General features: G+C 71.4%; 15 protein-coding genes. All 15 read left to right on the top strand.

Translation table 11 applies throughout. From position 1 onward, the window contains the following. Entirely contained in the window at positions 1-411 is a 411-nt protein-coding gene (locus CWOE_RS08660) for a hypothetical protein (protein ID WP_012933213.1), read from the top strand. Further along, positions 408-1,100, top strand: a complete 693-nt coding sequence (locus CWOE_RS08665; protein WP_012933214.1) for a hypothetical protein — start codon at positions 408-410, stop codon at positions 1,098-1,100. Before CWOE_RS08660 ends, CWOE_RS08665 begins: the two co-directional genes overlap by 4 nt. Next, entirely contained in the window at positions 1,097-1,273 is a 177-nt protein-coding gene (locus tag CWOE_RS33370; RefSeq protein ID WP_012933215.1) for a hypothetical protein, read from the top strand. Before CWOE_RS08665 ends, CWOE_RS33370 begins: the two co-directional genes overlap by 4 nt. Beyond that, positions 1,273-2,697 carry a hypothetical protein gene (locus tag CWOE_RS08670; protein ID WP_012933216.1) on the top strand — a complete coding sequence of 475 codons (1,425 nt, stop codon included), beginning with the start codon at positions 1,273-1,275 and terminating at the stop codon, positions 2,695-2,697. The genes CWOE_RS33370 and CWOE_RS08670 overlap by 1 nt, the downstream gene beginning before the upstream one ends. Positions 2,698-2,709: 12 nt before the next feature. Continuing rightward, positions 2,710-3,150 carry a hypothetical protein gene (locus tag CWOE_RS08675; protein ID WP_012933217.1) on the top strand — a complete coding sequence of 147 codons (441 nt, stop codon included), beginning with the start codon at positions 2,710-2,712 and terminating at the stop codon, positions 3,148-3,150. Further along, positions 3,147-3,683, top strand: a complete 537-nt coding sequence (locus tag CWOE_RS08680) for a hypothetical protein (RefSeq protein WP_012933218.1) — start codon at positions 3,147-3,149, stop codon at positions 3,681-3,683. The genes CWOE_RS08675 and CWOE_RS08680 overlap by 4 nt, the downstream gene beginning before the upstream one ends. 20 nt (positions 3,684-3,703) lie before the next feature. After that, a complete protein-coding gene (locus CWOE_RS33375) occupies positions 3,704-3,871 on the top strand; it encodes a hypothetical protein (protein ID WP_160165487.1) in 168 nt (55 codons plus the stop codon). 3 nt (positions 3,872-3,874) lie between these two features. Then, entirely contained in the window at positions 3,875-5,335 is a 1,461-nt protein-coding gene (locus tag CWOE_RS32655; protein ID WP_012933219.1) for a hypothetical protein, read from the top strand. An 86-nt stretch (positions 5,336-5,421) separates the two neighbouring features. After that, complete coding sequence (locus CWOE_RS08690) at positions 5,422-6,087, top strand: hypothetical protein (protein WP_012933220.1); 666 nt, start codon at positions 5,422-5,424, stop codon at positions 6,085-6,087. After that, on the top strand, positions 6,084-8,024 hold the full coding sequence (locus CWOE_RS30455) for a M23 family metallopeptidase (RefSeq protein ID WP_012933221.1): 1,941 nt from the start codon (positions 6,084-6,086) through the stop codon (positions 8,022-8,024). The genes CWOE_RS08690 and CWOE_RS30455 overlap by 4 nt, the downstream gene beginning before the upstream one ends. Next, positions 8,021-9,946: a hypothetical protein gene (locus CWOE_RS33380; RefSeq protein WP_012933222.1), complete on the top strand. Its 1,926-nt coding sequence runs from the start codon at positions 8,021-8,023 to the stop codon at positions 9,944-9,946. The genes CWOE_RS30455 and CWOE_RS33380 overlap by 4 nt, the downstream gene beginning before the upstream one ends. Next, positions 9,943-10,569: a hypothetical protein gene (locus tag CWOE_RS08705; protein ID WP_012933223.1), complete on the top strand. Its 627-nt coding sequence runs from the start codon at positions 9,943-9,945 to the stop codon at positions 10,567-10,569. Before CWOE_RS33380 ends, CWOE_RS08705 begins: the two co-directional genes overlap by 4 nt. A 1-nt stretch (position 10,570) precedes the next feature. Beyond that, positions 10,571-10,885 (top strand): hypothetical protein, encoded by a 315-nt coding sequence (locus CWOE_RS33385; protein ID WP_012933224.1) that lies wholly within the window; start codon positions 10,571-10,573, stop codon positions 10,883-10,885. Between the two features lie 2 nt (positions 10,886-10,887). Beyond that, complete coding sequence (locus CWOE_RS08715) at positions 10,888-12,339, top strand: baseplate J/gp47 family protein (RefSeq protein WP_012933225.1); 1,452 nt, start codon at positions 10,888-10,890, stop codon at positions 12,337-12,339. Positions 12,340-12,342: 3 nt separating this feature from the next. After that, positions 12,343-16,239, top strand: coding sequence for a LamG-like jellyroll fold domain-containing protein (locus CWOE_RS08720; protein WP_012933226.1), 3,897 nt, complete (start codon positions 12,343-12,345; stop codon positions 16,237-16,239). Positions 16,240-16,249: the final 10 nt, after the last annotated feature.

Here is a 16,249-nt window from a genome sequence, read left to right on the forward strand (position 1 = left end):
ATGGCCGCACCCGCCTGGGCGCCCACGCCCGACCAGGTCGCCGCGATCCTGCACGCCCGCACGCGCGGGCGCGGCACGATCGCGCACACGCCTGCCGCCGAGCAGGGCAGATTCACGACCGCCACGCGCCCGACGCTCGCGCAGGTCGGCGCACTGATCGAGCTGGCGTGCGCCGACGTCGCAGTCAGGTTCCCTGGCCGCAGCCCGTGCAGTGACACGCTCAGAGCGGCCGCCGCCAACGCGGCCGCCTACCGCGCCGCCCAGCTCGTCGAAGTGTCGTTCTTCCCCGAGCGCACGGCCGGTGAGGGGACGGCGTTCGCCGCCTTCGGCGAGCTGTGGAGAGAGACCGCCGCAGTCGTCGCCGCGGCGATCGTCGCCGGCTGCCCGCTCGACGGCGGAGGCCCGCCGTGAGCACACCCGAACCGAGAGTGCGGCTGCTCGGACCGTTCGTCACGCCGTGGTCGCTCAAGCGCGCGGCGCGCGAGCTGCTGCTGTCCGAGCGGCTCGGCATCTACGTCGACGAGATCGTCCGCCAGCAGACCCCGGTCGGCAGACCGGTGCTGCGGATCGACCGCCCGCGCGACGTCGTGATTCGCGAGCAGGCGCGCCGCCGCACCGAGGATCAGCTGCCGCTGATCGTGCTCGCCTGTCCGGGCAGCGTCGACGTTCGCCACCGCGCGAGCGACGGCACCTACACGGGGACGCTGAGACTCGAGGTGCACGCCGTCACGGCGGTGTCGGGCGACGACGTCGGCGCGGAGACCGCGAGCCTGCTCGCGCTCGGCGCCGCGAACCTGCTGCTGCACGAGTTGCCGCGCGCGACCGGCTTCCAGGTTCGCTGGCTCGGCGTGCTCGCCGGCGACCCGCCCGAGCTCGAGGGCGACGGCGACGCGGCACTCGACGGCCACGACGACCGCTTGCTCCACGCCGAGGGCCACGTGCTGGCCGTCTCCGGCGTCCTGTTGTCGGATCTCGGCGGCCCGCTGCCGCTCGATCTCAGAGATCCGCCGCTCGAGGACCTGCCCGCCGACCCGGGCGAGCTGCCGAGCGTCGAGGAGATCGCACTGACCACGACCCCCGTCGAGGAGATCGACCCATGAGCCAGACCATCACCGTGAAGAACGTCGCACGAGGGACGGTCGACCTGGAGGGCGGCCGGATCCTGGCGCCCGGCGAGTCCGGCGAGGCGCCCGACAACGACCGCACGCGCGCGCAGATCGCGAGCGAGCTGCTGGTCGAGATGCCCGCCACGAACGCAGGAGACGCAAGCTGATGCCGCTGCCCGAAGTGATCGTGCGCCGGGGGGACCGCGGCGCCGCCGAGCTCCCCGCCGACGACGTCTCGACCCGCTTCGAGGCGGTCGTCTGCGAGCGCGGCCCCGTCGAGGTCCCAATCGAGGTCCGGTCGGTCTCCCAGCTGCGCACGCGGGTCGGTGACCACACGGGCTACTCGACGCTGCGCGCGGTCGAGTCGTACTTCGCCGAGGGCGGCGCGCGCGCGGTTCTGTCACGCGTCGTCGGCCCGGCGCACAGAACGGCGACGCTCGAGCTCAGAGACGACAGAGCTGCGACGGTGCTGACCGTCAGAGCAGAGGGGCCGGGCAGCTGGTATCACGGCGTTCGCGTCACCGCCGCGAGCGACACCACCAGCGCGCGCATGGTGACCGTCGACCTCGACGGCGCCGAGCTCGTCAGAGGCGTCTGCGCGTCAGCGCTCGAGGCGCAGGACCTGATCAACCGGTCGGGCTACGCGACCGCGACGATCGGCGTCGGAACGTGGCCGCCCGTGGCGTCGTCCACTCCGCAGCCGCTCGCAGGCGGCGACGACGACTACGCCGGCATCAGAGACAGACAGGCCGTCGCAGCGCTCACGGCGTTCGACGAGAGCCTTGGCGCCGGCTCGGTCTGCGCGTCCGGGTGGACGACCGTCCTCATGCACACGGCGCTCGCCGACCACGCCGCAGCGACCAATCGCCTGGCACGCGCCGACATGCCCGACATCGCCGACGTGGCGACGCTGGCCACCGACGCGGCCGCGATCCGCAGACTGCCGAACGCGAGATACATCCAGCTGCTCGCCGGCTACCCGCAGATCACCACGGCCGGCGTCACGATCCCTGTGCCGCCGTCCGGCGTCCACACCGGCCGCGAAGCGCAGGCCGACCGCGAGAACGGCGCAGGTCCCGGCCAGCCGTGCGCGTGGACGTTCGGCGAGTACGCGACGCCCGTCAGCGTCAGAACCGCCTGGTCGCGCGCCCAGCGCGAGCAGCTGCTCGACGCCGGGATCACCGTCATCGTGCAGGACGCGCGCGGCGAGGTGTACGCCGAGGACGCGATCACCGCCGTCGACCCGATCAGATACCCGCAGTACGCCGAGGTCTCGGCGATGCGCGTCACGATGGCGATCCACGCGCAGGCGAAGGCCGTGCTGCGCCGGCACGTCAAGCGCACGATCGACGGCCGCGGCCACCTGGCAGCTGTCGCGACCGGCGACCTCGTGGCGATCTGCGCCGACTGGTACAGCCGCGATGCGCTGTACGGCGAGTCTTCCGGCGACGCGTTCCACGCGAGCGTCGTGGCGGACACCAGCCCGGAGGTTCGGCCGCGACTCGTCGGCTACCTCGCGCTGCGGCCGTCGCCGTCGGCCCACACGATCGAGCTGACCATCACCCAGGTCGCCGCGGGCGACACGATCTAGGAGCGCGCGCAGATGAGTTTCAGAGAGTCAACGCTGACCGGGGAATGGCAGTTCTCCGCGGTCCTGAGAGTCGAGAACATCGACGTGCCCGGGGAGTGGGATTCCGTCGACGGCGGAGACACGACGTCGGACACGAGAAGCTACCGCGCCGGAGGCGCGGTCAATCCTGAGGCGCTGCCCGCTGCCGCGGCGACCGGCGACGTGATCCTCGAGCGTGCGTACCGCGGGACGATCGACGGCAGAGTCCGCAGCGAGCTCGGCGGCAACATCGGGCGCCCGGCGATGGTCACCGTGTACGCCCAGGACAAGAACCGCAATCCGGTGCCCGGAACCAGCGAGACGATTCGCGGGATCCTCAAGGAGGTCACGCGCCCCGCATTCAGATCCGAAGGCGACGGCACCGCGCTCTACAGAGTCGTCGTGGCCCCGCACGGGCACTGGACGCCGTCGTGAGCGAGCGCGACGAGACGGCGAGGGAGGCCGAGGAGACCGCGGTCGCGGTCGACTCCGCTCTCGCCGGCCTGCGGCGCGCGTACACGCGCCGCCGTCGCGCCGCCGAGCTGTTCCTGCCTGTGCCGGGTTGGGACGATCCGGCGCTCGTGGCGCGCGTGACCGTGCCCGACGACCAGTTCGTCAGACGGCTGACCGGCGAGGTCGGAACGCCGGACTGGATGGCGAGCTTCGTCGCCGAGACCGTCGCCGGGCTCTACGAGGCCACCGGCGTCGACGGCGACGGCGAGCGGCTGCTCGAGCCGCTGCCGGGCGTCTCCGGTCCGCTGCGTTTCAACGCCGAGTTCGGTGCTGCGATCGGCGCGCCGGACGTCAACTCGCCGACCGCTGCCGTCATCGCTGCCTTCACGACCGGCGGCGAGGGCTCGTTCCCGGTCGTCAACGTGATCGAGCTGGCCGACTTCGCGGACAAGATCGAACGCTGGCTGTCCAACACGTCCCGTGAGATCGCCGAGGCGATCGTCCCGGGGCGCTGAGCCTCGACGAGCAACGAGATGTGGAGCTTGCGCTTGCACTTGGGCTTGATCGGATCGCCGAGCGGCTGTTCGCCGGCGATGCGGTCGAGCGCGCGTTCTGGCGCGAGCGGCTCGCCGGGGCGGATCGGTTCGCGGCAAAGCGCGACGAACGGCTCGCGCACCATGTCGCCCAACTCACCTGGGGGTGAGTCGTGAGCGAGGAGATCCTCGTGAGACTGCGCCTGGAAGGTCAGCGCGCGGTCGACGCCGGCCTCGACGCCACGTCGCTCGCGCTGAGCGGCCTCGGCACCGCCGCGACTGCCGGCGCCGCGGTCGCGGAGAGCGGCTTCAAGCGGATGGCGAGAGGGCTCCTCGGGCTCAGCTCGCAGGCGCTCGGCGGCACCCGCACCATCGCCGTCGCGCTCGGCGAGCTCGAGCGCGCCGGCCAGAGCCTCACGCGCCAGCAGCGGCAGCAGACGGACCAGCGGCTGTCCGACGGCGCGAGCTCGCTCGGAGGGGCGCGACCGGGTGTGCTCGTGCGCGAGGGCGGCGGCTTCGTCCGGCGCTCGTCGAGCCCGAGTTCGACGAGTCGGCGCCCGGTCGCGCGCACGGATGCGAGCAGCGGGTCGTCCGGTGCGGACGCGAGCGGCTCGCGAGCGGCGGCACGCGGCAGCGCGAGAGTGTTCGCAAGAGCCTTCCGGTCGTCGGGCGTCTGGAGCAGCCTGCTGAGCGCCGGCTTCCTGACCTCGCGGCTGAGAGGCTGGGCGCCGGCGGGACGCGTCGGCGCGAGAGCGTTCGCTCGCGCGTTCCGAACCGCTCTCGGACAGAGCAGCGCGTTTCGCGTCGCCGGCCGGGTCGCTGGCGACAGAACCGCCGCCAGCGCGGCGAGCGCCGCTGCAGCACGGATCGGCCCGGCGTTCGACGCGCACAGAGGCCGGTGGACCGCGGTCGGCAACAGAGCCGGTCGCGTGGTCGGACGCCAGACGGGACGCGAAGCGGCCTTCACGGCGGCGCGCGGGATGAGCCGCCTGCTCGGCTCGGCGCTGGCAGGGTATGCCGCGAATCTGGAGAGAGTCGGGGCCGCGTTCGGCAGCCTGATCGGCGCGGCCGCCGGCAGAGCGGCAGGCTCGGCCTTCGCGCAGCAGTTCCAGTCCATCGTCAGCAACGTCCTGGGCGCGGCCGGTGGCGGAGGAGGCGGTGGCGGCGGTGGCGGCGGTGGCGGCGTGTTCGGCTGGATCCGGGAGGCCGCCGGCCTGACGCCCATACTCGGCGACGCGCTCGGCGCCAACGACTTCATCGGCAGAATCATGAGCGAGGTCACGGGCAACGACCCCGGGCCCGGCGGCTTGCTCGGAGACATGTACTCGGGGTTCAGCCGATTCGGGCAGACGTTTCGCCCGGGCCTCGGCGGAGAGCCCCGCGCCCGCGGCGGCATCGTCCGGCCGGGGGAGATCACCGTCGTCGGCGAGCGCGGCCCTGAGATCGTCCGCCTCCCCGCCGGCTCGAACGTCGTGCCCGCCCACCGGACGCGCGAGCTGCTCGAGCGGCAGACGGCGGCGCCGCGGGCGACCGGTCGCCGCGACCTCCACGTCCACCAGCACCTCGACGGGCGCGAGATCGCGCGGACGCTCGTGCGCAACATCGACGACGACGAGCAGTGGGGGCGTGCGTGATGCAGCGGAAGGGACTGGATCTCGGGGCCTGGAAGCGAGCCTTGGCACGGGTGCAGCGAGATGAGCGGTGGCACGATCGGCGAAGCGTGAGACCTCTCGGCAGAGAGATCATCCTCGTCTCCGACGAGACGCGCAGAATCGTCCGTGCGCACCTCGACGACGGCTACTCGATGTCCGAGGGCGGCTACGGCGGTTGGGAGGACGAGGAGCGGCCGGGACAGGTGTCGGCGACCGTCTTCCGCGGAACGCAGTCGCAGCGGCTGACGTTGCGCCTGATCCTCGGCGGCTGGCCGGTCCAGCCCCCGTGGGCGAACTGCGACCGCGACATGAGAACGCTCGATGCGTTCGGCCGGAAGCCGGTCGGTGCGCCTCGCGGGATGCGTCCGCCGCTGCTGAAGATCAAGGGCAAGGTGCCCGCCCAGCAGGCCCGGTGGTTCGTCGAGGACATCCAGTGGGGCGACGTCGACGTCGTCAGAGGCGTGCGCGTACGCGCGTTCGCGACCGTCGTCTTGCGCGAGTACGTCAAGGTCGAACTCGTCACGATCAGAAGCAGAGCGAGAGCGCGCACGAAGCTGCACGAGATGAGAAAGGGCCAGACGCTCGCCGACGTGGCGCGGATACGCCTCGGGAAGAAGGGCAACAGAGAGGTCACCGAGGGCGTGCGGCAGCTCCTGCGGCTCAACGGACGACATCGCGGGTGGAAGCCGAGAACCGGCGACAAAGTCAAGTATCCGGTCGGGGGCGGGAGATGAGCGTCGTCGCGTGGGAACGCCGGGCGCGGGCGCTCGACGGCGACATCCACCTCAACGGCGAGGAAGTCGACGTCGTCGCCGGCGGCGGGCTCGTCAGCTTCGACGAGGAGTTGAGCGTCAGCGGCTCGCCGATCGTGCGCGTCGGGGTGCTCGACCCCGAGCGCGTCCTCGTCGGATCCGAGCTGCTCGACCTCCGCAGAGACGACGCCGAGAAGCTCGGTCGCGAGGTCGAGCTGGTCGTAGACGGCGTTGCGTACTGGCTGCGGTCGGTCGTCAAGCGCCGCGACGTGTTCGAGCTGACGTTCGAGGACCGCACCGTCTGCCGGCTGCGCGACAGAGGCCGGCCGACGAAGGACAAGGAGGGCGCGAGCGACCACCGCGCCTTCATCAGACGACTGTGCGCGCTGGCGAAGGTGGAGGATCCGATCACCCGGGATCCGCTGCAAGAGGAGCTGGAGTCGCGCAAGTCGACGGGGACGGGTACGTCGAGAGGCAAGCGCGACAGAGCCCGCAGAGCCGCCGACGACCGCCTGGAGTCTGGGATCGCCCCCGGCGCCCGGCTGAGAGTCAAGTCGGCGTGGGGGACGCCCGGCCAGCTCGACATCGCCTCGCAACTGCTCGAGGTCGCGACGCGGCTCGGTGCGTCGGACAAGGTGATGGTCTCGCTGATCGCGGTCGCGATCCAGGAGTCGTTCCTGACCAACCTGCGAACGCCCAGCGAAGACGGTTACGGCTCTTACGGCGTTCTGCAGCCCCGGGTCGACTATTCCAACACACACCTGCGCCGCCCAGTCACGATGGCGCAAGCGCTCGACGTCGCGTTCAACGCGGAGGCGTTCCTGCGCGATCCCGGCTGGGCGTCGAAGGGCGGCGCGATGAGATGGGATCGCCTGCGGCCGGACTGGACGATCGGCCAGCTCGGCCAGCAGGTCGAGAGAGGCCCGCCAGCGGCCGACTACGACCAGTGGGAGGGCCAGGCGCGGGCGATCGTCGAGGCGTATCTCGGCCGCGGGGTCGCGATGCAGGGCGGCGCGACGTCGAGCGGCGGACGGACCGAGACGCGGCTGACGGTCGGGCGCGGGGAGTCCTACTGGGACGCCGCAGTGCGGATCGCAGAGTCGTACCGCTTCCGCTTCTTCGTCGTCTCCAACACGCCGTACTACGTCGCCGACGAGGCGCTGCTCGACAGCCGGCCGCGGATGACGATCGCAGAGGACTCGCCGGGCGTCGACGCGATCGACTGGGAATGGGCTCCGCGCAAGGAGCTGCGGCAGACCGAGGTCGAGTGCAACGTCCACGCCTGGCAGGCCCCGCCGGGCAGCGTCGTCGAGCTCGACGACGACTGCGGTCCCGCGGCCGGCCGCTGGCTGGTCGGCGAGTACGCGCGCTCGCGCTTCGCCGACAAGGCGCGAATCACGCTCGTGAAGGGGCGCAAGCCAACCGTCCCGACCGAGGCGGCGGACGAGGGCGAGGGCGAAGGCAGCGCGGGCGCGTCGTCTGCCGCGAGCCGCGTCGGCACGAGCGGCTACTGGTACCCGCTCTCGGCGCGGGGCAAGTTCCTCGGAGGTCCGGGAGGCGACGGGTCGCACAGCCGCGTCGACTGGCCGCACAACTGGCAGTCCGACGAGGCCGTCGACATCGAGGTCCCGGTCGGCACTACGGTGTTCGCGGTTCGCAGCGGCACGGTCGAGAAGGCCGCTGGAAGCGTGGGCGACGGTTCGGGGCGCACCGACGGGCTGACCGTCACGATCAAGACCGACGACGGCCGCCGCTGGTTCTACACGCACCTCAGCACGCGGTCGCCGCGCGTCAGAGCGGGCGCCAAAGTCGTGGGCGGACAGCAGATCGGCAGATCCGGCCTCGGCGGTGGGGTACCGCACCTCCACATCGCGGTCGACAGAGGCGATCCGGTGCAGCTGCTGGGGCTCTCGACGTGAGCACCGTCGAATGGCACAGAACCACTCGCGCACTGCGTGGCGACGTCCGGCTCGACGGCGACGAGATCGACGTCGTCGTCGGCGACGGGCTCGTCAGCTTCGACGAGGAGCTGAGCATCAGCGGCGCGCCGATCGTGCGCGTCGGCGTGCTCGACCCCGAGCGCTGGCTGATCGAGACGAGACTGCTCGACCTGCACAGCGAGGACGACGAGCGGCTCGGGCGAGAGGTCGAGCTCGTCGTCGACGGGGTCGCCTACTGGCTGCGGTCGGTCGTCAAGCGCCGCGACGTGTTCGAGCTGACCTTCGAGGACCGCACGGCATGTCTGCTGCGGGATTCGTTCGGGGCGACCAAGACGACGGCCGGGGCACAGAGAGAGCGCGCGTTCATCGCGAGCCTGTGCGAGCGGGCCGGAGTGCCGGCTCCCGAGATGCACGAGCCGCTCTCGGAGGAGCGCCGTGCGCGTGCGCGGTCCGCCGCCGGCAGAACGAGCTTCAGAGCCGATCGCGACCGCGACGGTCGCGTCCGCCGGCGCGCTCGCGGAATCGCCGACGACGCCAGACTCACCGTGAAGGGCGCGCCGATCGCGCGCTCGCAGATCGCCGAGGCGAACACGCTGCTGTCGGTCGGGGCGGAGCTGAACGCACCCGAGGTCGCGATGGTCGCGATCGCCTTCGCCGGGATCGCCGAGTCGGCGCTCGGCGCGCACGCCGGCACGTTCTCGCCCGCAGATGGCTACTACGGCGTCCTGCAGAGCAGCCCGAAGAACTGGCCCGATCCGCACGACACCGCGGGCATGGCGCGTGCGTTCATGCTCGGCGGGAGAGGGTTCCAGGGCAACGGCGCGATCGCGCTCGCGCGGACCGTCTCGGACCCTGTTCAGATCGCCGTCACCGTCGAGGCGCCGAGCAACTGGCCCGACAACGCGTATGCGCGCCAGAGCGGCTGGGAGCGCTACCTCCCCGAGGCCCGGGCGCTCGTGGCCGAGTTCGGTGGGGGAGACGGGACGAGCATGCCGCCTGGCACGGTAACGCGGACGGTCGAGGCGCCGCTCACCGTCGAGCGCGGCGAGTCGTACTGGGACGCCGCGATGCGGATCGCGGAGTCGTACCGCTTCCGCTTCTTCGTCGTCGCCAACACGCCGTACTACCTCGCCGATCAGGCACTGATGCAGAGCGAGCGCCTGATGACGATCGGCGAGGAGACGCCCGGCGTGACGCTGCTCGACTGGGAGTGGGCGCCGCGCAAGCTGCTGCGATCGGTCGACCTCGAATGCAACGTGCGTGCGTGGCAGGCGCCGCCAGGGAGCGTCGTCGTGCTCGACGAAACATGCGGCCCGGCCGGCAGCGACGAAGACAGTCGCCAACGCGGCCGCTGGCTCGTGGGCGACTATCAGCGCTCGCGCTTCGGTGACACCGCCCGCATCACGCTCGTCAAGGGTCGCAAGCCGATCGTGCCGACGCAGACCGAGACGACGCAGGTGGGCGGCGACGGCGGTGAGAGACCGGAGCAGGGTGCTGTCGACGGTCACGGTCGCGTGACGACCGAGGGCGGTGCGAAGGGGATCGTCGACCAGTGTGCGGCGGTCGCCCTCCGCCTCGCCCCGAGCGCCCGCGTCTCACGGGGGTACACGCCCGGCGACACAGATTCGGATCACGGTGCCGACACCGCGCTGCAGGCGGCGCGCGACATAGCGATCCGAGGTCGCAACCCGACCGGGCCGACGCCGCAGATTCCGGAGCTCAACCGGGCGGCGATCGCGGTCGCGGCACTGTTCGGGCGCACCTACGCAGAGGGTCAGCAGATCCACATCGAGGGTGACGCCTTCAACTATCGCGGCTACCGGATCCAGATCTTCTGGCGGACCTACGTCGGCGGTTCAAACCACTACAACCACATACACGTCGGAGCGAAGAAGGCATGAGCGCCCTCCGCCGCCAGCGCCCCCAGCAGCCGCTCGCGCTCGAGGCGCGCGTCTCCGACCCCGACCCCGATGCGCTGACCGTCACGATCGACGACTTCGACGGCGACGTACTCGCGCGCCACGCGTGGGAGGTCGCGTCATGGCCGCGCACGCCCGGTGCGGTCCCCGCGCGCGGCGACCGCTGCCTCGTCGTGATGTCGGAGATCGGCCGGCCGTGGGTCGTCTCCGGCGAGTGGACCGGCGAGCCCGAGCCGGTCGTGCCACGGGACTGGAGAAGCCCGGAGTTCGTCGCGGGGTGGACCAACCATGCCGCCGCCGATCCACGGTTCGTGGCCGGCTATGCACAGGATCTCAGCGGCTTCACGATGTTGCGCGGGATCGTCAGTCGGGCCACGGACGAGTGGGTCGCCGACACGCCGATGCTCGTGCTGCCAAGAGGCTTCCGACCCAGCACGCGCCGGATGTTCATCACGTTTGGGTATGCCGGCGCCGTCCCGGTGCGCATGCGCGTCGACGCACTTCCCGACGGTGAGGTCCGGTTCATCAACGCCGGCGCGGCATGGGCCAGAACCGTGACGAACCTCGTCGGCCTCGACGGCATCAGCTACTGGGCGGAGGACTGACATGACTGGAAACCCACACCTGTCTCTGCCGCTGCGCGTCGAGCGCGGTCGCTTCGCGACCGTCGAGCAGGACTCGGCGCAGCACATCGCGGAATGCGTCGAGGCCGCGGCGCGGACCGAGCTCGGCTCCCGGATCGAGGCGCCGGACTTCGGCATTCCGAACTACCTGATGGCCGCCGGCGGCGTCGACGTCGACGAGCTGCGCGCTGCGCTGCTCGACTCCGAACCGCGTGCCGACGCGGTCGTCGAGCTCGTCGAGTCGCTCGACGACCTGCGCGCCGAGAGCATCCGCATCCTGATCGACGAGGAGTCCTGACCGTGGCCGTGATCCGCCCACAGATCGAAACCGACCCGACCGCGCTCGAACAGATCGCGTACGACTACCTGGAATCGGCTGGGCTCGGCTGGGAGCGTGCCGACGGCGACCTGATGTCCTGGCTGATCGGCGCGCACGCGCGCATGGTCGCCGAAGAGCGCGACATCGCCGCGGACGTGCCGATCGAGCAGATCCTGCGTCCGCTCGGCGAGAAGGTGCACCGGGTCGAGCAGCAGCGCGCGGTGCCCGCGACGGCCAGAGCGAAGTTCACGATGCGCGACACCGCCGGCTACACGATCCCCGCCGGACTGGAGGTGCTCGTCAAGACGTCCGGCGACGAGGGCGTGACGATGCTGGTCGTCGCGCCGCACACGATCGAGCCCAACCTCGATCCGCCCGAGGGGGTCGTGGATCTGCGCGCCGCGCCCGGCAGAGAAGGCGCGGACGCCAACGGCTTGAGACCGACCGGCACGACGGTCGTGCCGATCCGCTCGTTCGAGTTCATCAGGAGAATCGAGCTGGCCAGCGAGTCTGCGAACGGCAGAGACGCGGAGTCCGACGAGGACTATCTCCAGCGTCTCGTCGACACGCTCGCGTTGGCCACGCCCGCCCCGGTGCTGCTCGACGACTTCGCGGCGATCGCGCGCCAGCAGGACAACGTCGCGCGTGCGCTCGCCGTCAACCACCAGCTGTGGCGTCCCGAGGTGATCGAGATCGCCGTCGGCGTCGGGAGAGGCTCCGTCTACGACGGCGCCGGCAGAGCGATCACCGTCGCCCACGCCAGAACCAGCACCCAGATCGAGACCGACTTCGCCGCCTATGGCGCGAGAGCGACGGGCGGGCCGCTCGGCACGGCGCCCGTCGTCGTGACGCTCAACGGCAGAGCGAGATACGGCCCGTGGAAGGCCGAGGCGGCCGCATCCTCGACGGTCGCGGTGAGCGTGCGCCAGCACGGCGGCGAGCGCAACCCCGTCGAGCGTGCCGTCGCGGTGGCGGTCATCACCGCCGCCGGCGACCCGCTCTCGAGAGAGGAGCGCGCGGCGGTGCAGGCGAGCATCGAGGGCCTGCGCGAGGTCAACTGGCTGTGCTCGGTGATCGACCCGATCTACACCGAGATCGACGTCGACTTCAGAGCGATCGCGTGGCCGTCGTACGACCCGAGAGCCGTCCTCGACGACGCCGTGATCGCGCTCAGACAGTTCTTGTCGCCTGCGCGATGGGGTATCGGAGAGGACCGTGCCGACGGTACGGGCACGACGTGGGTCAACGAGCCGAACGTGCGCTACCTCGAGGTGGCGCAGGTGCTCAACGAAGTGCCCGGGCTGCGCTACGTGACCAGCCTCGGGATCGCACGCGCGAACGGGACCCCCGGCACGAGCGACGTCGCGCTCGACGGCCTCGTGCCGCTGCCGAGACCCGGCCCCAGAATCCTGGGCGAAGTGACGGAGGCATAGCAGATGCCGATCCGGAGATTCGACGGGGTCGACGACTTCGTCACGTTGTCGATCGGCGCGGCCGGCGTGACGAGAGCCGTCACGCTCGCGTTCCTGCTGCGGTCGCGCGCTCAGGCGCCAGGCGTCGACCGGGCGCTCGGCGGGGCGCACGACGCCTCCGGGATCCCGCTCGGCTTCCATGCGGAGGTGATCGGGAGCAACGGCGTGGGATTCGTCGCCGGCGAGTGGGCCACCGCGACGTACGGCGGAGGCGGATTCGCGGCCGCCGATGAGTGGCGGCTGCTCGTGCTGACCAAGGCTGCGGGGTCGGTCGCGGCAACGTTCCACTCGTACGACTTCGCAGCGAGAGTGCTGCACACCTCCGTGCACGGTGTGGTGGGCGACGCGGCGGCCACGACCGGCGGCACGTACACGTTGGGCATGCTCTACCCGCCCGGCCCTGGAGACTGCTGGGGCGGGGAGCTGGCGGCCCACGCGGTCTGGGCCTCTGAGCTCGACGCCGCCGCGGTCAGATCGCTCGCGACGGCGCCGTCGCTCACCAGCTGGCTGGAGATCGGCAGACCGGCCGCGCTCTGGCTTCTGGATCAGCCGACGCCGGCGGCGCCGATCAGAGACCTGACCGGCAACGGCGCGGACCAGGTCGCGATCGTGGGCACGACCGTGCTGGACGAGGACCCGCCGATCCCCTACCGACCTACGTACGTCTCCGAGGTCACGGCCGATGCGCCGGCGGCATGGATCCGGCTCGGCGAGACGAGAGGAACCTCAGCCGCCGACGCGGTCGGCGGCACATCGGGCACGTACGTCGGAAGCTGCACGCTCGGCGTTCCCGGCCTGGTGCGCGGAGACGCTGATCGTGCGGTGAGGCTCGACGGCGCCGGACACGTCAGCTTCGCCGATCGGCCGGCGTTCGACCTCACGACGAGAGGGACGATCGAGGCGTGGGTGCGGGTCGACACGGCCGACGCAGCGTTCCGCCCGATCGTCGACAAGGGCGAGGGCTCGTACATCGTCCGCTTCGACGACACGGGCAGACTCATCTTCCGCCGCAACTCGGTCCAGGACATCTGCAAGGCGGTCGTGCCGCTGAGACAGGGCGTCACGACGCACGTCGTCGTCACCTGGGACGCGAGTGCGCCGTTCGTGCGCATCTACTTCGACGGCGTCGACGTCTCGGGCCCGGCATCGTGGAGCCCGCTGCAGGCGACGTCCACGCCGCTGACGATCGGTGCCGACGACGCAGGCAGCCACTGGGTCGGGGCGCTCGACGAGGTCGCGATCTACCCCACGGCACTCTCCAGAGCGCGGGTCCAAGCCCACCACGCGGCCGGCATCGCCCGACGGCAGCACGCGACCGCGTACTCGTCGCCCGCCGTCACGTCGCTCGCCGTCTCGCTCGCCAGAACGGCCGCCGCGAGCGCGCTGCTCGTCAGTGCGATCAGCGTCAACAAGTCGGCTGGATCGGTGCCGAGACCTTCGACCGGCTGGACCCTGATCGCCGGCGACGACGGCATGGCGAGCGGCTTCGGACAGGTCGCGCTCGCGATGGCGTACCGGATCGCGGACGGCACGTCGGCCGACGTCTGCGGATGGACGTGGACGACCGCCGACAACGCCGCGGGCTGGATCGCCGAGTACGCCGTCGGCGAACTGGGCGATGTCGAGCATGCGGCGACCTGGTCCACCACGGAGAGAGTGAGAGCGCTCACCGTCGGTCCGGTCATGGCGCAGGAGGGTGCGCTCGCGGTCGCTCACCTGGCGGTGGACACGTGGTACAACTGGGATCCTCCGGACGACGGGGTGTACGCGTCCTGGTCTGACTCGTTCGCCGCGGCCGACCGGGCGTTCGTGCCAGAGGACGTCGGCGGGGCGTTCGCCGATCGCGTCGTGCACGCGGCGGGTCCGGTGTCGACGACCGTCACGTCGCTCGGAGGGGAAGGCGACCAGTCAGCCGGGATCCTCGTCGTGTTCGGTGCCGGCACGCCGCCGACGCCCGCAGTCCTCACGCAGTGGTGCGGCGGCGTGACCTCAGCGGCCGCCGAGGTCGTCTACACGGTCGACAGAGGCGCGATCGGGCGCCTGGCGCTGTCGACCACGCCGGATCTGTCGAGTGCGTTCTACAGCGAGCCGGAGACGGTCGACGCGCAGCGTGTGCTGCGGCTTCCCGTCTCCGGGTTGAGTGCGGACACGTCGTACTACTACGGCGTCGAGGTCGACGGCACGCTCCTCCTGACCGGGCGCGGCACGTTCCGCACGATGGCGACCGAGCCGGCCTCGTTCAGAGTCGCGTTCGGGTCGTGCGCGCACCCGTCGTTCGGCGTCTCTCCGACGCACCGGCGCATCGTCGCGTCGGGCGCGCAGGTGATGATCCAAAGCGGCGATCTCGGCTACCCGGACGAGATCGGGCCGATGACCGTCGCCGGGCTGCGCGCGAGCTACGACACGGTCGGCTCCACGACCGGGATCGACGCCGTGATGCGGGCGATGCCCGTCGTGCACGTGTGGGACGACCACGACTCGACCGGGGAGGCCGGCGGCACGGCGACGGCCGCCGCGCAGGTCTACCGCGAGCGCGAGCCTCACTACGCGCTCGCCGATCCGGTCGCGATCCACCAGACTTGGACGTGCGGTCGGGTCCGGTTCGTCGTGCTCGACTGCCGATCGCAGCGCGACCCGCTCGCCGATCCCGACGACGACCAGAAGTCGGCGCTCGGCGCCGCGCAGCGGGTGTGGCTCGACGGCGTGATGAGAACGGCGACCGAGCCGGTCATCGTCGTGATCTCGTCCGTGCCGTGGAACGATCCGAGACGGCTCGACGGCGACGCCTGGGGCCGCTACTCGACCGAGCGGGCGGCGCTGATCGCGTCGTGGAGAGCGGCCGGCGTCCTCGACCGCATCCTGATGGTCTCCGGCGACGCCCACATGCTCGCCGCCGACGACGGCACCAACTCGCCCGGCGGCATCCCCGCTGTTCAGGCTGCGCCGCTCGGGCACCATTCCGGATCGAGAAAGGGCGGAACCTTCTCGGAGGGGACCCATCTCGGCTCCGCGCAGTACGGCCTGCTGACCGTCACCGACAACGGCGGCGAGACGATCTCCGTCACCTTCGACGGCCGCGGCGCGGACGACGCGACGGTGATCGAGATGACGACCGTCTACGCGGTCAGCAGGGACCCGGACGGGGGCGGACAGCCGAGACCGGTCGAGCCGAGACCCCCGCCGATGGGGTCGTGCGGCGCCGAGCTCTACGCCGCGGTCGGTCCGCTCGCGTACGAGGACCACCTCCAAGACTGGGCGCTCGCGCACCTGTGCGAGGCGATCGGGCGCATGCGCCAGTCCGTCTCGGACATCGTCCGCGACAGCGAACGGACGGAGCTGGTCGACGGCGAGGAGGTCGTCGTCGAGCTTCCTGGCTGGTCGCTGGCGACCGACGTCGACTGGGCTCCGGGAGCCGCGAGCGAGATCGACATGCTGCCGTTCGTCGGCCAGCTCGCCGGCGTCCGCGGCATCGAGCGGCTCAGCGACGACGATCGGCGCGCGGCGATCCGCGGGCGTGAGGGCTTCTGGCGCGGCGGACCGCGCGCGATCCTCTCGTACGCCGAGAGCTTCACCGACGGAACGCCCGGCGCGGTCCGGCTGCGGGAGCGATACGACCCCAACCAGCCGTCCGGCACCGACGCGCCATACCACGGTCGCGTCATCGTCAAGAGATCCCGGCTCAAGCCGGGGGTCGACGAGGCGGAGCTGAGACTGCGCCTGCTGGGCAGGATCCCGGCCGGGCTGATCTACGACGTGCTGATCACCGACGAGCTCGACTACGACGACGTCGCCTCGACGTACGTCGATTACGACGAGGTCGCCGCGAGAACGACCGACTACACCGACCTCCTGGAGGGCTGACCATGGCCGC

The sequence above is a fragment of the Conexibacter woesei DSM 14684 genome (assembly GCF_000025265.1).
Taxonomy (GTDB): domain Bacteria; phylum Actinomycetota; class Thermoleophilia; order Solirubrobacterales; family Solirubrobacteraceae; genus Conexibacter; species Conexibacter woesei.